The 21,578-nt window shown below is 67.5% G+C and carries 25 protein-coding genes; 15 read left to right on the top strand and 10 right to left on the bottom strand.

Annotated elements, in window-relative coordinates:
- Nucleotides 1–138: 138 nt before the first annotated feature.
- Together C477_RS09485 and C477_RS24060 are read right to left on the bottom strand one after the other, a co-directional pair.
- Entirely contained in the window at nucleotides 139–3,699 is a 3,561-nt protein-coding gene (locus C477_RS09485; protein ID WP_008894257.1) for a PAS domain S-box protein, read from the bottom strand.
- Nucleotides 3,700–3,798: 99 nt separating this feature from the next.
- Entirely contained in the window at nucleotides 3,799–3,975 is a 177-nt protein-coding gene (locus C477_RS24060; protein WP_008894256.1) for a hypothetical protein, read from the bottom strand.
- Between the two features lie 153 nt (nucleotides 3,976–4,128).
- Here C477_RS24060 and C477_RS09480 point away from each other — a divergent pair, with 153 nt between their 5' ends.
- Nucleotides 4,129–4,515, top strand: coding sequence for a DUF5789 family protein (locus C477_RS09480; RefSeq protein ID WP_008894255.1), 387 nt, complete (start codon nucleotides 4,129–4,131; stop codon nucleotides 4,513–4,515).
- A gap of 87 nt (nucleotides 4,516–4,602) precedes the next feature.
- The gene (locus tag C477_RS09475; RefSeq protein ID WP_008894254.1) at nucleotides 4,603–5,214 is read left to right on the top strand and encodes a translation initiation factor IF-2 subunit beta; all 612 of its coding nucleotides are present in this window, start codon (nucleotides 4,603–4,605) and stop codon (nucleotides 5,212–5,214) included.
- Nucleotides 5,215–5,309: 95 nt separating this feature from the next.
- Here C477_RS09475 and C477_RS09470 read toward each other — a convergent pair whose 3' ends face one another.
- Complete coding sequence (locus tag C477_RS09470; RefSeq protein WP_008894253.1) at nucleotides 5,310–5,918, bottom strand: helix-turn-helix transcriptional regulator; 609 nt, start codon at nucleotides 5,916–5,918, stop codon at nucleotides 5,310–5,312.
- A 112-nt stretch (nucleotides 5,919–6,030) separates the two neighbouring features.
- Between C477_RS09470 and C477_RS09465 the strand changes: the two genes are divergently transcribed.
- The 7 genes from C477_RS09465 (at nucleotide 6,031) to C477_RS09435 (ending at nucleotide 12,108) form a co-directional block, all read left to right on the top strand.
- Nucleotides 6,031–6,690, top strand: coding sequence for an HAD family hydrolase (locus C477_RS09465; protein WP_008894252.1), 660 nt, complete (start codon nucleotides 6,031–6,033; stop codon nucleotides 6,688–6,690).
- Nucleotides 6,691–6,763: 73 nt separating this feature from the next.
- Nucleotides 6,764–7,891: a CobD/CbiB family cobalamin biosynthesis protein gene (locus C477_RS09460; RefSeq protein WP_008894251.1), complete on the top strand. Its 1,128-nt coding sequence runs from the start codon at nucleotides 6,764–6,766 to the stop codon at nucleotides 7,889–7,891.
- Entirely contained in the window at nucleotides 7,888–8,649 is a 762-nt protein-coding gene (gene cobS, locus C477_RS09455) for an adenosylcobinamide-GDP ribazoletransferase (RefSeq protein WP_008894250.1), read from the top strand. The genes C477_RS09460 and cobS overlap by 4 nt, the downstream gene beginning before the upstream one ends.
- Nucleotides 8,649–9,236 (top strand): GTP--adenosylcobinamide-phosphate guanylyl transferase, encoded by a 588-nt coding sequence (locus tag C477_RS09450; RefSeq protein WP_008894249.1) that lies wholly within the window; start codon nucleotides 8,649–8,651, stop codon nucleotides 9,234–9,236. The genes cobS and C477_RS09450 overlap by 1 nt, the downstream gene beginning before the upstream one ends.
- A gap of 1 nt (nucleotide 9,237) precedes the next feature.
- Entirely contained in the window at nucleotides 9,238–10,290 is a 1,053-nt protein-coding gene (gene cobT / locus C477_RS09445; RefSeq protein WP_008894248.1) for a nicotinate mononucleotide-dependent phosphoribosyltransferase CobT, read from the top strand.
- Complete coding sequence (cobD, locus tag C477_RS09440) at nucleotides 10,280–11,344, top strand: threonine-phosphate decarboxylase CobD (RefSeq protein ID WP_008894247.1); 1,065 nt, start codon at nucleotides 10,280–10,282, stop codon at nucleotides 11,342–11,344. The genes cobT and cobD overlap by 11 nt, the downstream gene beginning before the upstream one ends.
- An 8-nt stretch (nucleotides 11,345–11,352) precedes the next feature.
- Nucleotides 11,353–12,108, top strand: coding sequence for an adenosylcobinamide amidohydrolase (locus tag C477_RS09435; protein ID WP_008894246.1), 756 nt, complete (start codon nucleotides 11,353–11,355; stop codon nucleotides 12,106–12,108).
- A 389-nt stretch (nucleotides 12,109–12,497) separates the two neighbouring features.
- Here C477_RS09435 and C477_RS09430 read toward each other — a convergent pair whose 3' ends face one another.
- Nucleotides 12,498–13,220: a ZIP family metal transporter gene (locus C477_RS09430; protein WP_193366259.1), complete on the bottom strand. Its 723-nt coding sequence runs from the start codon at nucleotides 13,218–13,220 to the stop codon at nucleotides 12,498–12,500.
- A 211-nt stretch (nucleotides 13,221–13,431) separates the two neighbouring features.
- Here C477_RS09430 and C477_RS09425 point away from each other — a divergent pair, with 211 nt between their 5' ends.
- A complete protein-coding gene (locus C477_RS09425) occupies nucleotides 13,432–13,854 on the top strand; it encodes a hypothetical protein (protein ID WP_008894244.1) in 423 nt (140 codons plus the stop codon).
- Nucleotides 13,855–14,003: 149 nt separating this feature from the next.
- Nucleotides 14,004–14,216: a hypothetical protein gene (locus C477_RS09420; RefSeq protein ID WP_008894243.1), complete on the top strand. Its 213-nt coding sequence runs from the start codon at nucleotides 14,004–14,006 to the stop codon at nucleotides 14,214–14,216.
- A 304-nt stretch (nucleotides 14,217–14,520) separates the two neighbouring features.
- On the opposite strand, the gene C477_RS09415 is transcribed toward C477_RS09420, so the two are convergent.
- Nucleotides 14,521–15,126 carry an NTPase gene (locus C477_RS09415; protein WP_008894242.1) on the bottom strand — a complete coding sequence of 202 codons (606 nt, stop codon included), beginning with the start codon at nucleotides 15,124–15,126 and terminating at the stop codon, nucleotides 14,521–14,523.
- A gap of 121 nt (nucleotides 15,127–15,247) precedes the next feature.
- On the opposite strand from C477_RS09415, the gene C477_RS09410 reads away from it, so the two are divergent.
- Nucleotides 15,248–16,273: an amidohydrolase family protein gene (locus tag C477_RS09410; protein ID WP_008894241.1), complete on the top strand. Its 1,026-nt coding sequence runs from the start codon at nucleotides 15,248–15,250 to the stop codon at nucleotides 16,271–16,273.
- 30 nt (nucleotides 16,274–16,303) lie between these two features.
- Here C477_RS09410 and C477_RS09405 read toward each other — a convergent pair whose 3' ends face one another.
- A complete protein-coding gene (locus C477_RS09405) occupies nucleotides 16,304–16,552 on the bottom strand; it encodes a hypothetical protein (protein WP_008894240.1) in 249 nt (82 codons plus the stop codon).
- Nucleotides 16,553–16,746: 194 nt separating this feature from the next.
- On the opposite strand from C477_RS09405, the gene C477_RS09400 reads away from it, so the two are divergent.
- The 3 genes from C477_RS09400 to C477_RS09390 all read left to right on the top strand — a co-directional run bounded on the left by C477_RS09400 (nucleotide 16,747) and on the right by C477_RS09390 (nucleotide 18,569).
- On the top strand, nucleotides 16,747–17,508 hold the full coding sequence (locus C477_RS09400; RefSeq protein WP_049914455.1) for a fumarylacetoacetate hydrolase family protein: 762 nt from the start codon (nucleotides 16,747–16,749) through the stop codon (nucleotides 17,506–17,508).
- A 140-nt stretch (nucleotides 17,509–17,648) separates the two neighbouring features.
- The gene (locus C477_RS09395; RefSeq protein WP_008894238.1) at nucleotides 17,649–18,161 is read left to right on the top strand and encodes a hypothetical protein; all 513 of its coding nucleotides are present in this window, start codon (nucleotides 17,649–17,651) and stop codon (nucleotides 18,159–18,161) included.
- Nucleotides 18,162–18,260: 99 nt separating this feature from the next.
- Nucleotides 18,261–18,569, top strand: a complete 309-nt coding sequence (locus C477_RS09390) for a translation initiation factor eIF-1A (protein ID WP_083870274.1) — start codon at nucleotides 18,261–18,263, stop codon at nucleotides 18,567–18,569.
- 410 nt (nucleotides 18,570–18,979) lie between these two features.
- On the opposite strand, the gene C477_RS09385 is transcribed toward C477_RS09390, so the two are convergent.
- From C477_RS09385 to C477_RS09370, 4 genes are all read right to left on the bottom strand, one after another.
- Nucleotides 18,980–19,339, bottom strand: coding sequence for a DUF7344 domain-containing protein (locus C477_RS09385; protein ID WP_008894237.1), 360 nt, complete (start codon nucleotides 19,337–19,339; stop codon nucleotides 18,980–18,982).
- Between the two features lie 67 nt (nucleotides 19,340–19,406).
- Complete coding sequence (locus tag C477_RS09380) at nucleotides 19,407–20,066, bottom strand: helix-turn-helix domain-containing protein (RefSeq protein WP_008894236.1); 660 nt, start codon at nucleotides 20,064–20,066, stop codon at nucleotides 19,407–19,409.
- A 327-nt stretch (nucleotides 20,067–20,393) separates the two neighbouring features.
- A complete protein-coding gene (locus C477_RS09375) occupies nucleotides 20,394–20,591 on the bottom strand; it encodes a cold-shock protein (RefSeq protein WP_008894235.1) in 198 nt (65 codons plus the stop codon).
- Nucleotides 20,592–20,678: 87 nt separating this feature from the next.
- Nucleotides 20,679–21,341, bottom strand: coding sequence for a hypothetical protein (locus C477_RS09370; protein ID WP_008894234.1), 663 nt, complete (start codon nucleotides 21,339–21,341; stop codon nucleotides 20,679–20,681).
- Between the last annotated feature and the right edge of the window lie 237 nt (nucleotides 21,342–21,578).

The raw sequence follows: 21,578 nt of genomic DNA, 5'->3' as shown, positions 1-21,578 counted from the left end.
TCACGTACGATTCGTTCGCACCGACGGTGCTGCTACCCCTTTCCCGTAGCGTTCGTCCAGTATACGAGCGGTCCACCGACTGACGTGGCGTCGGCGTCGTACCGGCCCGGACAACGCCATCGAACCGACTGCCGGCGTTTACTCGTCGGTCTCGTCGACAGCCGGCAGCGTAAACGAAAACGTCGCGCCCTCGCCGGGCTCGGCGTCGACCCAGATCTCGCCGCCGTGGCGCTCGACGATCCGCTGGCAAAGCGCCAGTCCGATCCCCGTCCCCTCGTGTTCCTCGCGGGTGTGCAGTCGCTCGAACACCTCGAAGATGCGGTCGGTGTCCTCCGGATCGATCCCGATCCCCTCATCGGTAACCGAGATCACCCACTCGTCGTCGCGCTCCGCGGCGATCCCGTCCGCTCGCGGCTGCGGCTCGGCCGACCCGTCCGCGGCCGCGTGGCCGGCCTCGCGGCGCTCGGCGGTGATCTCGATCCGCGGTGGTTCGTCGCCGCTGTACTCGATGGCGTTGTCCAAGAGGTTCTGGAACACCTGTCGGAGCTGGTCGATATCGCCCTCGACGCGGGGGAGCGGCCCGGTCTCGATCTCGGCGTTCTCGTCTTCGATCCGGAACTGCAGATCGGCGAGGGCCTCGTCGACGACCCGCTCGAGGTCGACCGGGTCGAGGGGGTCGCCGCGGGTGGTGACCCGGGAGTACTCGAGGAGGCCCTCGATCATCGCCTTCATCCGGTCGGCGCCGTCGACCGCGAAGTCGATGAACTCCGCGGCGTCCTCGTCCAGTTCGTCTTCGTACCGCGACTCGAGCAACTGGAGGTAGCTCGTGATCATCCGCAGGGGCTCCTGGAGGTCGTGGGAGACGGCGTAGGCGAACTGCTGGAGGCGCTCGTTGGACTCCTCGAGTTTGCGCCGGTACGCCCGGCGCTCGGTGATGTCCTGGGCGACGATCATCCCCGCGTAGATTTCGCCGGCCGCGTTCTCGACGGGGACGACGTGCACGCGCAGATAGCGGTCATTGAGTTCGACTTCGAACTCACGTTCCTCGCCGTCGAACGCGGCGCGGAACTTCGGTTCGAGCTCCGCGACGAGGTGGTCCGGGTACACGTCGGCGACGTTGTTTCCGAGCCGCTCGTCGGGATCGATACCGGCTTCGTCGAAGTACTGGCCGCCGATGGCGGTGTACTCGAGATCGTCGTCGTACAGCGCGACCGCGCCGTCCGGGAAGTTCTCGACGAGCGTCCGGTGGCGCCGCTCGCTCGTCTCGAGTTTGCGCCGGTACGCTCGGCGCTCGGTGACGTCGGTCGCGATGCCGACGACCCGGACGATCTCGCCGTCGTTGCGGACCGGAACGGCCTGGGCGTGGACCCACCGGACGGCGCCGTCCGGCCGAACGACGCGGAACTCCTCGTCGTACACGGTCTCGGGCAGGGCCGCGTAGGCCTCCCGAACCCGCGCTCGGTCGTCCGGGTGGACCGCCTCGAGGAACGAGTACGGGTCGTCGTAGAGCGACTCGCAGCTACGGCCCCAGACGTCCTCGTAGACCGGGTTGATGTACAGCACCTCCTCGGTGTCGGGCGTCGACATCCAGACGATCTCGTCCAAGTTCTCGGCGAGGGTCCGGAACTTCGCCTCGCTCTCCCGGAGTTCCTGCTCGCGCTCCTTGCGCCCGGTGACGTCGCGGAAGTAGACCGAGACGCCGCTCTCGGAGGGATAGACGGTCGCCTCGATCCAGAATCCGAGCAGGTCCGAGTAGTGTTCCAGTCCGGTCGATTCCTGCGTTTCCATCGCCTCGTCGAAGCGATCTCGCACCCGCTCGAGCTCCGCCGACTCCGGGTAGACCTCCCCGAGGCGCCGACCCAGCAGTTCGTCCTCGGGGACCCCGAGGAGCGCCGCCGCGCGCTCGTTGACGTGCGTGAACCGGTACTCCTCGTCGACCGCGTAAAACGCGTCCGAGACTCGTCCGAACACCTCGCGCAGTTCGCTCTCGAGAGCCCGTTCGCGCTCCTTGAGGTCGGTGACGTCCTCCGCGGCGGTGACGACTCGATCGATCGTGCCGTCGTCGTCGGCGATCGGGGCGGCGCTGACTGACAGCCAGTGTCGCTCCCCGTCTCCGTCTTCGTCCCCCTCCGGGCGTTCGACCCGCAACACGCGGTCGTAGATCGGTTCTCCCGTCGCGAACGCCCGGGACGACGGGTACTCCTCGGCCGACAGCCGTCGGCCGTTCTCGTCGTAGAGTAGCCTGTCCTCCCGCGAGAACGTCTCCGGCTTCTCGACACCGAGGAGTTCGACGGCGCGGTCGTTGATTCGGGTGATCTCCCCGTCGGCGTCGAGCACGAGGCCGCCCACGGGAATGGTATCGAGAATGCGGTCGGTCAGATCCCGCTCGCGCTCGAGGCAGCGCTCGTGGCGGAGCCGGTCGAAGGTCGCCTCGAGGCTCGAGGCGACGATCCGCGCGAGCATCCGGTCGCCCTCGTCGAAGGCGCCGCGCTCCGCGGAGCTGATGAAGGCGACGCCGTGGTCCCCGATCGGCAGAACCATCTCGCTGCCGATCGGCGTGTCCGGATCGTACGCGTCCGGCGCCGCGCTCACGTCGGCGTGAAACGCCGGCTCGCCCGACTCGAAGACGCGCCAGGCGATCCCCTCGTTCGGTTCGAACGTCGGCAGGTCGCCCAGCAGGCGCTCGGTCGCCTCCGTCCAGCTCGCGGGTCGGAGCGCCGTCGCCTCGTCGTCGTAGATGTAGATCCCGTTAAGCGTCATCCCGAGGATGTCCCGGAGGTGGTCCGAGGCCCGCTCGGCGACCGCCTCGCGCGAGGACTCCTCGAGCCACTCGCTGACGGCTTCGTTGAGCCGGCGCAACTGGGTGGCCCGGCGGTGTCGGTCGGTGACGTCGTAGTAGAGTTCGATCCGCCCGCCGGCGTACCGGCCCGACTCGATCGGTCGGCTCCGGTGCTCGAGCCAGCGTTCCTCCCCGTCGGAATCGGCCGTGACGTGACAGTCGAAACGCTCGTCGTAGCTGTTGTCCTCGTAGGTCGCGAGGACCGTGTCGGCGAAGGCGTCGCCGTCGGCGACGCGATGGCGGATCGTCTCGTCGATCAGTTCGCGCTTGTCGCGACCGATGACCGCGTCCCGGTCGAACCCGAAGTACTCGCCCGCGGTCTCGTCGGCCCAAGCGACGTCGAAGGAGTCGTCGAGGATGAAGACGCCCACGTCGGCCTCGTCGAGGACTGTGGTGATCGTCTCGTAGGACTCCATGGCCGTCTCGGCGCGCTCTCGGCTGCGTTCCAGATCGCTGACGTCGCGGGCGACGCCGACCGTCCCGCGGAACTCGCCGTCCTCGAGCAGCGGGTTCACTCGAAGCTCGGTCGGGACGCGATCGCCGTCGGCCGTCTCGATCGCGACCTCGAAGACGCCGGCGGCGTCCCGATCGGCCGACAGGCCCTCCTGAATCTCGCGTTCGATACGCTCGATGTCGTTTGCGTCGAGGATCCGAGAGACGTGGTGGCCGATCAGCTCGTCGCGCGCGTAGCCCGTCCGGTCGACGATCACGTCGTTGACCGCAACGACGGTGCCGTCGGCGTCGAGCTGGTAGAGGCCGTCGTCGATCGTGTTCACCAGCGTCCGGTAGCGCTGGAGAGCGGTGGTCTCGTCCGCGTCGTCCCAGAAGTCCCCGCCGCGTTCCCCCGCTCGGTCACTCATACACCCAGTAGAGAGGCCCGTTCGGAAAAGTTCCACGTACGCTCGGGGGGCGCTCGGAAGGGAGAAGGGATATTCGGTCGCTTCGGCTCGCACCGCCCGTCAGTCGAGCGAGAGCCCCGAGGCGTCGTCGTCGACGGGAGTGAATTCCGTGGATCCGCACTGGCAGCCGTCCCGTTGCCCGATCGGTCGGAACTCGCCGGCGGTGATCTCGAATGCCGCGTAGAGGGCGCCGCACTCTTCGCACATCGCGATCGTTCGTCGATTCTCCTCAGGCATGCGTCGTCTCTCTCGAGAGGGGCACAAAGTATCCTCTGCGAGGACAGTCGTAACGACAGCACTGTTGTCACGGCTGTAACAACGGAGCGATCCCGACGGCCACAGGCGATCGCCGGCCGGCCGTTTTTCACTCGGCCGACGGTAGCACGGCGTATGAGCGAGGACGGTCCCAGCCGCGACCGGGCACAGGACAGCGCCGAACAGCGGAAGTCCGAGCGGGCCGAGACGACCGAGTCGATCCTCGAGGACGTCGGCCGCGACCTCGGCGAACTCGAGTATCCGGTCACGAGCGAGGAGCTCGCCTCGGAGTACGCCAACGAGGCGATCGACATGCCGAACGAGACGGAGTCGCTGGGCAGCGTCTTCGACCGTCTGGCCGGCGAGCAGTTCGACACCGCCGAGGAGGTCCGCGAGGTGGTCTACGGCGAGGTCACCGGTGAGGCCGGCAGCCCCAACGAGGCCAACCCCGAGCGCGACCTCTCGAGTCTCGACGAGGAGAAACAGGGATCGCTCGGCGAGAGCGGCAGTGACTCGCTGTGAGCGCTCGCCGGCCGTGACGCGGTCGGCCGCCCGTCTCTCGATCGTGATAGCAGAACGGATTTACGTCCCGGTCCCCTGTTCTCGCGTATGGATTACGAAGCGAGTCTCGACCGGGCGATGGACGACGTACCGGACATCGGCGGCGACGAGGAGCGACTGCAGATCCCCGATGCCGTTCCCCAGAAGGACGGCGCCTTCACGCGATTCACGAATCTCGGCGAAATCGCCGACGTGCTCTCGCGCGACGACGAACACCTCCACCGGTTCATCCAGCGCGAACTGGGGACCAGCGGCAAACTCGAGGACGGCCGCGGTCGGTACAACGGCACCTTCTCCGAGCAGGACTTCAACGCGGCCGTCGACGCCTACGTCGATGAGTACGTCCTCTGTTCGGAGTGTGGCCTGCCCGACACCCGCCTCGTCCGCGAGGACCGCACGCCCATGCTGCGCTGTGACGCCTGCGGTGCGTTCCGTCCCGTCACCAAGCGCTCGACGAGCAGCCAGCAGCAACAACAGCAGGACGCCGTCGAAGAGGGCAAGACCTACACCGTCGAGATCACCGGCACCGGCCGCAAGGGCGACGGTGTCGCCGAGAAGGGCGAGTACACGATCTTCGTCCCCGGCGCCGAGGAGGGCGACGTCGTCGACATCTACATCAAGAACATCTCCGGCAACCTCGCGTTCGCCCGCCTCGACTGAGGCCGGTCGTCCGCTCTCCCGAACGCTATCGCAGCCGCCGAACTGATTTACATGCCGATCGCGACGGTATCGTGCGATCAGCGACGCGATGACGCTCAGCGGCTGCGCTCGTTTTGCGACCGTCCCGCCATCGGCGCCAGCTGCTGCTCCCCGTCAGGGAGACGAATCACCTTCTCGCGGCCGATCCGATAGCGCTCGATCGCGCCGTCGTCCTCGAGCGACGAGAGGAGTTCGCTGATCGTCGACGGCGACCAACCGTACTCGTCGACGAAGCGCCGCTGCTTGAGTCGGCCGCCGTGTTCAGTCAGAACGACGCGGACGTACTGAGCCGGCACGCAGCCGTGCTCGAGGATCTCGCTCTGACTCGTGGGACCGGTTGCAGGGTCGAGCAGGGCGGCTCTCGACCCCGGAGACGACTTCGGATTCGGATCCGAACCGGACTCGAGTCGCGTACCGTCGTCGTGGTCACGATCGGATTGGTCGTGTCGATCGGGCCCGCTGTAGTGATCAGCGCGATCCCAACCCGTCGAATCGAGTCGGTCGTGACGATTGTGGTGCGGACCGTCTGCGGGCGTCGGCTCGTCAATGGCGGTATCGGAACTGGAGCCGACACGGACCAGTGATTTGACCGTTTCGAGACTCGCTCGGACGGTGCGCCGAACGCGGCGGACGAATCGGGAGGTGGAGGGGGATCGTCGGGACATCGGGGAAGCCTCGATCACTATCCCGGCCGTGGTCGTTACAAATCTTTTCCCGCCGCCGATCGATCGCGTTCCGACCGCGAAATTAAAGTCAGTTTGTGCTAGTTACACACTCGTGGGAGTATCGTTCGACCTCTTCGGGACGCTCGTGACCGCCGAGAGACCGTCCGACCCGACCGCAGCCGTGGCCGAGGAACTCGCGGACCGCGGCGTCGCGGTCCCAGACGACTGGAGCGAGGCCTACGCCGAGGCCCACGTCGACGCCCCCGAGGGCGCCGAGGTGCCGCTGCCGGCCCACGTCTCGCGCGCGCTCGCGAGCCGCGACGTCAGCTACGAGCGCAACGCGGCCCGGCGAGCGGTCGTCGCGGCGTTCGACCCGACGGTCGAGACCAGACCGGGCGCCGTCGAGGCCGTCGCGGCCGCCCGCGAAACGGGGCCGGTCGCGATCTGTTCGAACTGCAGCGTCCCCGAACTGGTCGGTCGCACCCTCGTCCGCTCGGCATTCGAGCGCGACGACTTCGACGCGATCGTGACCAGCGTCGGCTGCGGCTGGCGCAAGCCCGCCCCCCAGATCTTCGAACTGACCGCCGATCGCCTCGGCGTCGATCCCGCCGACCTCGTCCACGTCGGCGACGATCCCCGGGCCGACGGCGGCGTCGAGGACGTCGGCGGAACGGCGCTGTTGCTCGAGGACTGTCCGCTCGAGTCGATCCCGGATCGTCTGTCGACCCTCGAGGAGTCGCGGGAATCCCGCGGAGAGTCACGGGAATCATGACCTCGCGGCGGGACGGCGAGAGTGTAAACGGAACGCAGGCTCGCACTTGCGCTCGGGGCCCGGAGGGACGGCCGTGCTACTGACGACGATCGCGCTGTTCGGACTGGCCTTCAGCCTCGATCTGCTGGTCGGCGAGCCGCCGAACGCGCTCCACCCGGTGGCGTGGTTCGGCCGACTGGTCGGCGCGCTCGACCGGAAGTGGGCCGCCACCGAGCGCGGGCAGCGGCTGGCCGGGGTCGGTATCGCCGTGTTCGCGCCGCTGTGTCCCGCGATCGCCGCGGGCGGCGCCGTCGTGCTCGCCGGCGCCCTGTCGCCGCTCGCCGGGGCCGTCGTCGCCGGCCTCGTCCTCTTTCTGACGACCAGCCTGCGCTCGCTGCTCGAGTTGACCCGGGCGGTCGTCGACGCCACTGCGGCCCCTGCGACCGCTGCGTCGGCTGTCGAGACGGACGGCTCCGGATCCGAGCCCGATGTGGACCTCGAGGCGGCCCGCGAGCGGGTTCGAGGCCTCGTCGGTCGTGATACGTCGACGCTCTCGGCGGCTGAAATCCGCAGCGCGGCGGTCGAGAGCGCCGGCGAGAACCTTGCGGACGGACTGGTCGCGACGCTCGTCCCTTTCGCCCTCCTCGCGCCGCTGTCGCTGCCGGCCGCCGCGGCCGCCGCGGCGTGGGTCAAGGGCGTCAACACGCTCGACTCGATGCTCGGCTATCCCGCGAAGCCACACGGCACCGCGAGCGCGCGACTCGACGACCTCGTGATGTGGCTCCCCGCGCGGCTGGCCGCGGTCACCATCGCCGTCGCCGGCGCCGACCCGCTCGCGCTCGGGCGAGCCAGGGAGTGGGCGCGGGACCCGCCGTCGCCCAACTCCGGATGGCCGATGGCCACCCTCGCCTGCGTCCTCTCGGTCCGACTCCGCAAGGCGGGCGTGTACGACCTGAATCCCGAGGCCGACCTGCCGACGGTCGCGGACGGCGAGCGGGCCGTCACCGTCGTCGGCCGGGCGGCCGTCGTCGGCGTCCTCCTCGCCGTCCTTCTCGCGGCGGCCGTGATCGCGATCAGCCCGCCGCTCGAGGGGACGCAGCCGGTCCCGACGGGTCCGACCGCCGGCGTCGGCGCCGCGCTCGGCGCGGAAGCTGCGGGCCTCGCCGACGTACTCGCCGCGTCGATGGCGACGCTGCCGGGACTCGAGGTGATGCCCGCGTGATCGGGGGCGGGATCGCCGCCGTCCGCGGCGCGCTGGGCTTCCTGACGCGACTGCCGGTCGGCCACCGCGACGGCGACTGGGCGGCGTTTCGCTCGGCGCCGGCGACGTTCCCGATCGTGGGCTACGTCGCGGGCACGCTGGCTGCCGTCCCCCTGCTCACGACCGGGGCGCTCCCGGACCCGACCGTCGCCCTGGGCTACCTGCTGGCTGTCTACGCCGTGCTCGGGATTCACCACCTCGACGGGGTCGCGGACCTGGGCGACGCGCTCGTCGTCCACGGCGACCGCGAGCGCCGCCGGGAGGTCCTGAAGGACACGACGACCGGCGTCGGCGCGCTGCTTGCGGTTGCCCTCGTCGTCGCCGCGCTGGCGCTCGGGGGGCTCGCCCTCACCGGACTCCCTCCCCGTCACGCGATCGGCGTCGCGATCGCCGCCGAAGTCGGGACGAAGCTGGGCATGGCCGCGATGGCCTGTTTCGGGACGGCGAGCGACGAGGGGATGGGACGACAGTTCACGACGGCGTCCGATCCGCTCTCGTTCGTCGGACCCGCCCTGATCGCTCTGCCGGCCGCCGCGCTGACGTGGCCGAACCCGGCGGCGGCGGTCAGCCTCGGCGGCGCCCTCGCGGGGATCGGCCTCCCCTGGTACTGGGCGAACCGCCACCTCGGGGGCATCAACGGCGACATCTTCGGCGCGGCCAACGAGATCGGCCGCGTCGCCGGCGTCCACCTGGGGGTGATCGCGTGGACGCTGTTTTGATGTGCGGCGGGAAGGGGACTCGGCTCGAGAGCCCCCGCGAGAAACCGCTGCACCCGATCGACGGGGTCGCGATGGTCGACCGCGTGCTCGCGGGCCTCGAGGAGAGCCGCGTCGACGCCGTTTACGCCGCCGTCTCGCTGAACGCCCCCGAGACGCGAACGCACCTCGAGCGAGTCGACGGGGTGACGACGATCGAGACGGCCGGCGACGGCTACGTGGCCGACCTGATGGCCCTGCTCGAGCGGCCCGCGATCGAACCGCCGATCCTCACCGTCGCCGCCGACGTCCCGCTGCTCGCGGGCGCTGCGGTCAATCGGATTATCGAACCCTACCGCGACCGCGATACCACCGCGTCGCTGACCGTCGCCGTCCCCGTCGCGCTCAAGCGCCGCCTCGGCGTCAGCGTCGACGCGACGCTCGAGGCGGACGACCACCTCGCGCCGACCGGGGTCAACGTAGTCGGCGATTCGGACGAATCCATGACACGCGTACATTACGACCCGCGACTCGCGATCAACGTGAATCGACGCGAAGACGCCCGTATCGCTGCCGCACGACTGTCCGCGGCGTCCACGGAGGACCGCTGAGATGCGCGTGATCCTCCCCGCCGGGACGACCGAGACGGCCCTGATCGACGGCATCAGCGCCGCCGGGGCCGCCCCGGAGCTGATGGAACACACCCCGTCCGCGGACGTCGAAATCCTCGAGTACGGAAGGCCGACGACGACCCCCGTCACGCCGGTGAGCCCGAACGGCTGTCCGACGCCGGCCGCGGTGACCCGGGCCGTCCGAGAGGTCGTCGGCTTCGATACGACCGTGGTCGACGCCGGCCTCGCCCAGCCGACGGGCGCGCCGACGGTCGAACTGGGCGTCGAACCCGGCGCCGATGTCCGCGCAGCCGAGGCCGTCCCCGACGCGGCGGCGATCTTCGACCGCGCCCGCTCGTTCGGCGCGAGCCTCCCCGAGGACGACCTCCTGATCGGCGAGACCGTGCCGGGCGGCACGACGACCGCGCTGGGCGTGCTCACCGCGCTGGGCGAATCAACCAGCGTCTCCTCCTCGCTCCCGCGGAACCCGATCGAGCGCAAACGGCGGGTCGTCGACGAGGCGCTGGCGGCGAGCGACCTCGAGCCCGGCGACTGCGAGGACGACCCGCTCGCGGCGATCCGCGCCGTCGGCGACCCGGTCCAGGCGACGGTGGCCGGCGTCGCGGCCGGCGCGCTCGAGTCGGGCGCCGACGTGACGCTGGCCGGCGGCACCCAGATGGTGGCCGTCGCGACGGCCCTGCGCCACGCCGACGTCGACGAACCGCTGTCGATCGCGACGACCTCGTTCGTCGAAGACGAGCAGAGCGATCGGCTCGGCGAGGCCTGCTACCGGCTGAACTGCGAGCTGACCGTCACGGATCCCGGCTTCGGTTCGCGCGATCACGTCGCCATGGCCCGCTACTGCGCGGGCGAGGCCAAGGAGGGCGTCGCGATGGGCGGCGCGCTCTCGCTGGTCCCCGACGGCCGGATGGACGACGTACTTGACCGACTCGAGGCGGTCTGCGATCGGCTCGGAATCGACGCCGATGGCGGACCGGACTCGGATCCGAAGACGGAGACGAACCCGAAGACGGAGGGCGACGGTGGACCCTGACGCGATACGCACCGGAGAGCGCGTCCCCCACGGCGGCGAGACCGACCGGGATATCCTCGATTTCTCGGCCAACACCAATCCCTATTCGCCCGATGGCGTCGAGGCGGTCTATGCGGACGCCCTCGAGGACTCCCGCCGGTATCCGGACGACGACTACCCCGAGTTCCGGGCCGCAGCGGGAGAGTTCGTCGACTGTGCTCCCGATCGGGTGATTCCGACGCCCGGCGGACTGGCCGCGATTCGGCTGGCGCTGGAGGTCACCCTCGAGCCCGGCGACGAGGCGATGGTTCCGGTCCCGAGTTTCGGCGAGTACGCGCGCGAAGTCCGCCTGCAGGGTGCTTCGCCGCGGTTCGTTCCGCACGACGAGATCCTGGCGGCGGACGACGCGCTCGAGGACTGCGCGCTGGCGATCGTCTGCACGCCGAACAATCCGACGGGCGAGGCGACCGATCCCGACACGCTGGCCGACTTCGCAACCCGCTGTGAGGCCGCGGGAACGACGCTGCTGGTCGACGAGGCCTTTCTGGGGTTCACCGACCTGCCGTCGGCCGCCCGCCTCGAGTCCGAGGACGTGATCGTCGCCCGCTCGCTGACCAAACTGTTCGGTCTGCCGGGGCTGCGGGCCGGGTTCGCGGTCGCGACGGGCGAACGGCGCGAGGCCCTCGAGACGGCCCGCCGCGCCTGGTCGCTGGGCACGCCGGCCGCTCGGGTCGGCGCGTACTGTCTTCGACAGGACGCGTTCGTGCGCGAGACGCGAGCGCGGGTCGCCAGCGAGCGCGAGCGAATGCGAGCGGCGCTCGCCTCGCAGTTCGACGTTCAGCCGTCGGACGCGCCCTACCTGCTGTGTGACGTCGGTGAGCGGGACGTCGACGGCGCGATCGCCGCGGCCCGCGCGGACGGCGTCGCGATCCGCGACGCGCGGACCTTCCGCGGCCTCGACTCGCACGTCCGCGTCGCCGTCAAGGACCGCGAGGCGAACGATCGGCTGCTCGCGGCCCTCGGCGTCGCCGACGGATCGGAATCCGACGACTCAAGTACCGGACGGGAGCACTGACGCCGTGGATGACTGCGACTGATCCCGCGTACGAGGGGGTCCGCCGCGACGGCGTCCTTCGGGTGGCGCGCCCGGAGACGGAGTGGCTCTCGACCGGCTGGAACGGCGGCCGTCGGACCGCCGACCGCGCCTACAACGTCTCCGTCCCCGACGGCTGGGACCGGACGGATCTCGCGGCGTACGTCGACGAGCGCCTCGAGCACGCGGGCTTTGCCGCCGACGGGCCGACTCTACTGACCGGCGTCGAGCAGGCCGACGCCCGCGGCGCGCGGCGCGGTTCCGTGACCGCTTACGCGACCGCCGGCATCTCGAATCCCGCCGCGTTACCGATGGACCCGGAGGACGACTCGAGTGCTGGCGTCCCTGACTCGGCGGGCGGCGACGCGACGCCGGGCCGCGGCACCGTCAATATCGTCGTCGGCACGACGCGGGCGCTCGCCCCCGGCGCGCTGGCGAATCTGATCGCCGTCGCCGCGGAGGCCAAAGCCGCGACGCTGCTCGCCGAGACCGGCGTGCCGGGCACCACGACGGACGCCGTCGTCGTCGGCCACGATCCGACCGGCGAGCGGGCCGCGTTCTCCGGTAGCGGTACCGATCTCGGCGCTGCGACTCGAGCCTGCGTCCGCGAGGCCGTCGGGGCGTCGCTGCGGGCCCACTACGCTGACCGCGACGAGGACCCGCCCGAATCGGTCGCGGACGCGACCTACGGCGTCTCGACGGACGTCCGGGCCGAGGTCTTTCGACCGACGCTCGAGGAGCGATAGCCGATTCTCGAGTGTCGCCTCACGCGACTATCTTTAAACAGCGAGAGAATCCCGCCCTTTCGGGCGGGCGTGAATCGCGTCGCTTGACTACACAACCCACAGTCTACAGCAACCCGAGTGAGAAGAGCGAGACACCCTCGCAGATGACGCTCACGGCGTTCCAAGAGTCGGAACCCTCTACCAGCGTTCACGAGACCGAAAGTCTCGTGCAGCCCGCCAGAACCGAAGGTTCTGGAGACGACGAGGTATTCATGCGTGGGAAGCCTCGCCGTTTACGGCGAGGAGGATGTCACGTAGCCGTGTACCGTCCGAGTGGACGATCAGTCACGACGACTGTTTTCCGTGCCCTCGAATACGGTGAATCTAGCCTTTCGACTCTCAGCAGCCCCTCAGTGTAGCATGTCCAGGAGGAAGATAAGGAGGAAGCCGACGAAGAACAGCGTCGTCGACGTCGGCGTCTCCGGGACCTTCTGGGCTTTGACGAGGAGTTCCTCGGTCACCAGATAGAGGAGGGCGGCGGATCCGAACGCGAGCACGAGCGCAATCGGCGTGCCCGTAACGCCGTCGAACAGGAGGACGCCGGCGGTCACTCCGCTCAGCAGTAGCAGCCCGAACCCGGCGGGGACGGCCAGTTTCTTCGGCGTGCTCGTCTCCTCCGGGAGCGCGATGACGCCGGTCACGCCGAGAAAGAGGACCTCGATCGCGAGCGCCACTGCGATGAGAACGCCCGTGGCCGCCTCCGCCAAGAACGCCACACCGATCAGAACGCCGTCGATCAGCATGTCGATACTCACGGTGATCAGCAGACCAGCGGCGCCCGCCATCTTTCCGCCGATGCCCCGCTTTTCGACGTACTTGCTGAGGCGATGGATGCCGAGCATGGTGGCGACACCGATCGCGAATCCGACGATGACCACGGTCGGAGCCCGCGTATGGACGTCCGGGAGGAGTTCGGCGGCGACGGCGGCGAACACGACGCCGGCCGCGAAGTGCTGGACGTTACTCTCCATTTGCGGTCCCGGCGTCCGGTAGACAGCCGCGAGTCCGCCGATGAGCGCGGCGACGACCGCCAACATCGTGTACGAAAGGGCCTGTACCAGGGTCCCAGCCATCTGACTACCGCTTGCGTCTGGATACAGTTGAATGCTATTTCCACGAGACCTGGATATACCGTATCCGCTACCCGAAACGGGACTCAGCACGGGAGAGCGATTCCAATAGCGCAAATAATTGAGACGCATCAGACGACCCTCAAGCCCGTTTCGAACCCCGGAGTCCGACCGATATACACCTTTTACCCGTCTCGAGCCTAACGAACGGGCAATGGCGGGGGACACTGAAGACGATCCGACGGCGATTCGCTCGCTCGCGCTCTCGGCCGAGGACGCGGTCAACGCCTACGCGTACACGCGGGAGAACCCCGGCGCAGCCGTGCTCCGGGTGACGCCGCCGTTCCACGGACGGATGCGAGCGCGGATCCACGTCTACCGGCGCGACGACACCGAACTGACCGGCGCGGTCCACGTCCCGCCCGGGGACGTCATCGCGGACGACGTCGTCGCCGACTACCCCGACCTCGAGGGGGAACTCGAGGACGCCGACCCGTCCGAGACCGAGCGGATCCGCAAGCGCCACGCCGAGGCCGTCGAGGACTGGCAGGCGCGAGCGGAGGCGGCGATCGTCGACGCGGTGGAACTCGAGACCGACGCGGGATCCCACCGCGTCGACGTCAAGCGCCTCGGGTAGGCCGGAGACTCGCGCCGACACCGCCGCGACGTCGATTCGCAGATTCTACGATACACTCCCGCTGTCTTGCACCTGTCTCTTATACACATCTNCTTTCACTTTCACTCCGGGTGGATCGGTTTAACGTACTTTCCGTCTCATCGATACGTATGGCACTGATCGTCGACCGAACCGATGACCGATCCGAGCCGACCACCAGAGACGAGGGCACCGCGCTGGAGTTCGACCCTCACCGGCGTCGCATCGACGTCACCGATCTCCACGCCGCTGGCATCGAGGAGTTCGTCGAATCGAGTGTCGACACCGACGACGTCTCGCTCGAGCACCGCCTCGACCGGACGTATCTCGTCATCGAGGAGTAACGTCGGTAGCTGAATTCGCACACGCACACGTTCCGCCGGCGTCCCTGTCAGACGCCGACGAATCCCTGTCAGACGCCGACGAATCCCTGTCAGACGCCGACGAATCCCTGTCACGCGCTCCGCCGAATCGCCTGTCACACGGTTCGGCGCCACCCCTGTCACGCGCTCCGCCGGACCGCCTATCACACGGTTCGGCGCCACCCCTGTCACGCGCTCCGCCGGACCGCCTGTCACGGGCCGGCGGAACCGTCACATGCCACGAGAACACGAGATCGGACCTGAGATCGGGATTGAGGGCGATAGACTATCGGGACCGGATTCGTGATCGGACCCACGCGGCGAGGGTCTCGGGAAGCGCGTCTCGCGCGTCCGGCTCGACCCCGAACCGCTCGGTATCCGACCTATTTTTCACCACGCTGAGGAATCCGTCCGTCGCGTCCAGTTTGATCGCGGCCAGCACCGGCGTCGACGACTCGAGGGCGTGCGCCGTTTCCCGAACGAGCCGGTCGCTCTCGAGTTGCATCGGCACGATTTCGTCGATCACCACGCGGTCGGCGCCGTCGACAGCCGACGGCAGCGCCCTCCCGGCGAGGCGGTCGACGGCCGAGACGTCGACGGTGTACTTGCCGACGGTGGGAGCGGACGCCCCCGACTCGGGGGGCTCGTCGCGTCCGTTCGAGGCGCCAGACTCTTGGATCACCCCGTCGACGCGGGCCATCACCGCGCGCTCGCCGGTTGCGACGTCGACGATGTCGAATCCCACGCGCCGGCCAGCCTCGCGGCGTTCGGGACTCGAGAGGCCGCCGACCGCGTAGCCGTCCTCGCGCAGGCGCGAGACGGTCCGCTCGAGGGCGGTCGTCTTACCGCTGCGGGGCGGGCCGGTGACTAGGGCGTTGGGCACGTCCGACATCAGTGCTCCGGCGCTCGTAATCGGATCGTTCGACCGCCTCAAGATTAAAAGCCTCCGCGACCCGTCGCCCGACTGATCGGTCCCCCGTACCGTTTTTGTCGGGATCGTGGGAGAGTGTCGCATGTCCCGAGCGCGAGCGAGCGAACGGCGGGGATCGACGACGAGCGCGTCCCGACGGCGCGTGCTCTCGAGGGCGAGCGCCGGACTCCTCGGGGCCGCTAGCGTCGTCGGGACGGGGGAGAGTGCGACGGCCGGGACGGAACCGAGCGTGCGATCGAGTCAGGAGGCAGCTGTCGCCGACCAGCCGCTGTTCGACACCCACACCCATCTGATCCCCGCGGAGACCCTCGACAGGGAGCCCTTGCACGCGGACGATCTGGTGTCGTGGATGGACGCGGTCGGCATCGACCGCGCGGTCGTGCTGGCGCTCGATTCGCCCGAGAGCTATCCGGTCCAGGCGCCGAGTTGGTGGATCCTCGAGCAGGTCGCCGCCTACCCCGACCGGCTCGTCCCCTTCTGTACGGTCGATCCGCGGACGCTGGTCTACGAGGAAGACTTCTCGGCCGTCACGCACCTCCTCGAGCGCTACGTCGAGCGGGGCGCGCGGGGCTTCGGCGAACTGAAGGCCGGGTTGCCGGTCGACGACGCTCGACACGAGCGGCTGTACGAACTGTGTGCCGACCACGGGCTTCCGGTGGTCCTCCACCTCGACGACAAGGCGATGCTCGACGCGGTCGGCCTGCCGCGCTTCGAAAACGTGCTGGCGTCGTTCCCTGACGTCGATTTCATCGGCCACGCCCACGGCTGGTGGGCCCACATCTCCGCGGACGTCGAAGAATCGGATTTGGGTCGGTATCCGGAGCGGCCGGTCGAACCCGGCGGCCGGGTGCCGGAGCTCCTCGCTCGGTACGACAACGTTTACGGCGATCTCTCGGGGCTCTCCGGCTGGACCGGGCTCACTCGGGATCCCGAATACGGACGGGCGTTTCTCGAGACCCACCACGAACAGCTCCTCTTCGGGACGGACTACCTCTACCCGGGTCACGAGGTGCCGCAGCTCGGACTGTTCGATCGGTTCGATCTCCCGGCCGAGGCGTGGGCGAACGTTCGCTACCGGAACCTCGAGGGACTGTTAGGCGAAGCGTAAGCGCTCGGCGATCGTCCGAGAGTCGCCCGGTCAGAACCGCTGCAGTCGAACTTCGTCGCCGGTGATCGCCTCGATGTGATCCTCGTCGAGCTGGAATCGCTCCGTGCCGTCGGCGACGTCCCGGTCGCGGTGGAGTCGCGACTTGATCGAGTCGCTCATCTCCGCCTCGGGTTCGACGTACGCGACCCCCGCACCGACCTCGTCGATGACGCCGATCTCCTTGCCGTTCGTGTTGACGACTCGCTTTCCTTCCTCGTCGACGGTGAGGTTAGCGCACATACCCGTCCGTTGCCGAGGGATCGGGGTATACGTCGGCCCTCCATGTGCCTGTGTCCGGGCCTCGAGCGTCGCGGGTGAGTGGGAATTTCCTCGAGAGCGGTAGCTGCGAGTCGACCCGCGAATCGCTCGTACGGTTCCGAACAGCGGACGACGGAATCGACACCACTACCCTTCCGGAACCGCGACGGGCGGTAATGAAACGCGCGCGGATCGCGACCGACGACGGACCGGTCGCCGGACGGTACGAAGACGGCGTCCTCCACACCGACGGCGGCGCCTACGACGTCGGCGTCGACCCCGACTTCCTGCCGCCCTGTAACCCCTCGGCGCTGTACCGCATCGACGGCAGCCTCGCGACCACCGACGAACAGCCGGCGCACGAACACATAGACGCACTCGACTTCGTCGCGGAGTCGGCGGCGTCGCTGGTCGGCCACCGGGCCTCCGTTCCGGCTCCCGACGTCGCCGGCAGACTCGTGGCCGTCGGCGAACTCGCAGCCGTCATCGACGAACGCTGTCGAAACGTCTCCGAAGACGAGGTTCCGGAGGTCGTCCGCGGGCACGCGATCCGAAACGACGTCGCCGCAGTCGATCCGAGCGGTCGTCCCATCCGGAACGTGGGCGGCGGCTCCGTCGCGCTGGGCCCATGGATCGAAACCGCGGTCGACCCGACCGGGATCGACGTGCGGTTCGACGTCACCGGCGAGCGGCGCCGGGAGGCGACCGTCGAATCGATGCCGTTCGACCCCGTCGAAATCGTCTCGTCGCTCTCCCGTCGGGTTACCCTCCGTCCGGGCGACGTCGTCTCGCTCGGCAGTCCCGCGGTTCCCGGAGCGGTCGAAGCCGGCGACGCCGTCGAGACCACTTACGAGGGCGTTGGGACGCTCCGAAACACGGTCTCCGACTCGAGCGAACCGGAACGACGCGAGCTCGAGCGGGAGTCGCTGCGCGCGTAATCCCGTCCTCGAGCCAGTGATGGCTTCGGTCCGGTAACGGCTTCGACCGATCGGCGACGGTCGAACCGACCGTCGCGGCGACGATCGATCCGAGAGGGCAGGTAGAAAGGCACTTGAGGGCGACGCCCCTCTCCGGAGCCGTGAGCGCTGACCAGCGGCGACGCGTCGAGGTCTACCCCGACCGCGAGGTCGTCGTCGAGTTCGATCCGGAGCTTACCTTCGAGTGCGTCGAGGACTGCACCTGGTGTTGTCACCACGGCGTGCTCCTCTACGACAAGGACCTCCTCGAGTTAGCCCAGCGAGCTAACCTCGCCGAGACGACGACGGACTTCCGCGGCGAGAAGTTCGTCACCCGCGAGGAGAAAGATCGGGACGACCACGTCGGCGACGACGGCTGCGCCTGTGCCTTCCTCCGGGACGACGGGCTCTGTACCCTCCACTTGGAGGAGGACTGGAAACCGACCCGGTGTTCGGTCTTCCCGCTGGCGGTCTTCCTCGAGGACGGCGACCTCCACGTCGACATCCGCGACTCGGCCCACGAGCACTGCGAGGGACTGAACGTCAGCGAGCGGAAAGTTATCGAGAACCTCGAGGCGTTCCTGCCGGAACTGCTGTGGGAACTCGAGAACCCGGATTCGGATCGAGAACTGTAGCCCGCCGGCCGCCGAGTACGACTGTTAAATCGACATCACGTCAGCTGTGCGTACTGTCAGTATCGAGCCAAATGTTACCACGGCTCTCCAACCCTTTAAATGTCTCCCGCACGTAGTACAGTTGTGACAGAAGAATCCGGGCGCCGGAATCTCCGTATGCCCAACAACGATGAAGTATTCGCCGTCGTGACCGAACATCTCGGTGGCAATCACGTGCAACTGCGCTGTGCCGACGGCGAGGAGCGCCTCGGCCGCATCCCCGGTCGGATGAAGTACCGCACGTGGATCGAACAAGACGACATCGTCGTCGCCGAACCCTGGGACTGGCAGGACGAGAAGGCGACGATCGAGTGGCGCTACACCAGCCAAGACGCAGATCAACTGCGTCGCGAAGGCCACATCGATTGAACCTCGGTAACTCGAACTGATCGCATTTCTCGCCGACCGACACCGCCCTCGAGCGACGGCGTTCGCGTCGAGCACCGCTGTTCTCGCCCGAATCGAACCTGCTCGAGTGAGAACGATCTCGAGGCGTCGGTCTCAAATTGAAGGAACCGGAGGAACAGGCGCAAAACCCCGCACTGAAGGCCGGGTAGGATATCGATAGTGACACGCTCGCGCGTGTCGGTATCGAATGCTTCTCTCGGTCTCAAGCAAAATTCTGGATACCAGCGGGTAGTAGCGATATTCGTTCCCGCATATTAGAACTAAGTGAGGCAATTCGGTAACTATGTGCGCTTATCGATCACGTTCTCATTTCAGACGTCACTGAAGTGATTTCAGCGCGCTATCGTGAATAGCGGGTCATCTAGACAAGCTCATAACTCAATTGAGTCGTCGAGATTCGGATCGATACCGAGGATCGCAGAGAGATGGGGCTGTAGCCGGTCGAACTGTTCCGTTGGTTCGACGAGTTTACGTTCCGGGTCGTAGTCGATGACTCCCGCCGATTCTAACTTCGGGATGTGCGTGTCGTATAGTGAGGACCGAATTTCCGTTAGCATCCCTTCAGAAGCTTCGGTAACCGCCGTATGATGATTGTGGGTGAGAATCGTTCTCGTGAGGTCATTAACCGTCAACGGACGCTGTTCTTCTGCGAGCACCGCGAGGACGATGCGACGATGCGTATCTCCGCACAGGTCGAGCACGGTATCGAACGCGAAGGGACCCTCGTTCATTACATCATTTTAGAAGGCTCACGCAGATCACCCTCACTTTTTAGTATCCAACATACTTTTAAACCCACTATCGAGAGTGAGCCGGTATGTCGGATAGTGTATTCCCGAGGATCTGTTTGATCCCGCGCCGGAGTCGGGAGGCGACGGCCTGCTGTGAGATGCCGAGTTCGTCGCCGATTTCTTCCATCGTTACCTCACGCGGGGATTCGAAGTAGCCGCACTCGTAGGCGAGCACTAGCGCTTCCTGTTGGGTGTCGGTGAGGGCCGCCTCAGTAGCCGTCTCTATCGGCGTGAGCGCGTGCAGCTCGGTGAGCGTGATCGGAATATCTAACTCCCGACAGCGGGACTGAAAATCAGCGATATCGTGACGGGTGTCGCCACGAATATCGAACGTCCACTGCTTGCTCGTCCCGACGGCTTCGATGAGCGCGGTGTTCGTTTCTGTCAACGTGGTTAGTACGTCGTCGTAATCCAACGCCCACTCGACGCGCAACAGATTCTCGTCTTCGACGGAGTCGATGAACTGGATTTGCTTTACGCCCGGATGCTCCGAGAACGCCCCTTGGACGTTGTCAATTGCGGTTCCGCGAACCCAGAAATAGGGGATCACCACGTCCCGAGCGGGAATAATCCGCTCCAGTTCGACCGACACGTTCGGCAGTTTCTTGAACACCGTCCCCAGCGGGAACTCGTCGGACGGTACCGTAAAGGAAGCCTCTGTAGCCATCGTCCAACCCGTGGCGGCCCGAACGTAAATACTCTCCAGGGGTTGCGCAACCGAGTCACGAACTGATTCGAGTTTCGTATCCGGAACCGACCCGGGACGTCTCTCCCCTGTACTGAACGCGGGTTTTGCGCCCTCTCGGAGATAAATAAACCGTATCGCGACCTACTGAGGAGAACTCGCTCATCTGTTCTGTATGAATCTCGAGTCGGCGCTAGTCGAGTCCGTATCGACCGCGCTACCGAACGCGCGGAGCGGCCGCTCAGCACGGAACGTACGAAAAATCACGGCAACAGTCATCGTCGCCCGCTGGCGACGGAGCCGTCGCGATCAGTTGTTGCGGACGACGTTCGTCGCGCGGGGGCCCTTGGGGGCCTGTTCGATGTCGAATTCGATCTCCTCGCCTTCTTCCAGATCCGGACCGCCGACGTCTTCCATGTGGAAAAACACGTCATCGTCCGCGTCCTCAGTCGAGATGAAACCGTAGCCGCCTGTGTCGTTGAAGAAATCAACGTTACCGTTTGCCATTACAAACAATCGTAGGGTCGAACACCGGATAAGGGTTCCGAGAGTCGTGATACCACGGGAGCTGGATCCGAGAGCAGACCTCCTCGATCAGTTGATCGTGACCTCGAGTTCCAGGATGCCGAGGTGGGGCGGCGCGCCGCCGCCGGTCTGGCGCAACTCGGTGGCGCTCGAGCCGATGTAGTCGTAGAACTCCGAGGGGTTCTGGGGGATCACCGGCGTGCCGTCGTCGCGTTTGAGGTAGGCGGGGGCGTCCGTGCCCTCGATTCGGGCGACGCGTTCGTCCCAGTCGCTACCCGAGTAACAGAAGACGCCGAAGGAGAACCGACCCGCGGCCAGCGCGTCGTGTTTCGTCCGGAAGTGCGTCGCCTCCTCGGTCTTGTACTCCTCGTCGCTGACCCAGGCCAGAGCCGACACGCCCTCGGTCCGGAGCAGGTAGAGGTCCCAGCCGAGCTGGGCGTCGAAGACGGCCCACGCGTTTCGCGGCCCGACCGTGTCCACCTCGAGGCTGAAGGCCGGCCGGCCCCGCGAGGGCTCGTGGACGAACGTCGCGTCGTAGCCGGGGACGCGAATGCCCCGGTCATGGAAGACGATCCCGTCGACGGGGATCTCCACGTCCAAGTTGGAGATAATCTCCCGGACGGAGAACGCCCCCTCGTTCTCGAGGTGGTTGACGAACGTGGGGAACCGGGAGACCTCATCCCACGGTTGGTCGTCGGGATCGGGGCTCGAGTCGGGGCCCGGCTGACTCATCGGCGGCCTCCGGCGGCGGGTCGGCGCCCGCTTTGGGTTCCGGTTCGGTCGTCGCTGCGGTACCGAACGGCTGCGGCGGTCGGGCGTCGGCCCCGACGGCTCGTGTCGACGCTGTCGGACATACGCGTACGGTGGGCCTCGGCGCGGATTAGACTTTCCGACCGTCGAGGACGTGGCGACCGGCGGTCGTCCGCCCGTGTCGCGGGACGGTCCCACCCCAGCGAGGGCGCGAGCCGA

This window comes from Haloterrigena salina JCM 13891, assembly GCF_000337495.1.
GTDB lineage: Archaea > Halobacteriota > Halobacteria > Halobacteriales > Natrialbaceae > Haloterrigena > Haloterrigena salina.
Note: the sequence above shows the minus strand (reverse complement) of the source record. Positions and strands in the feature narration are given on the sequence as shown.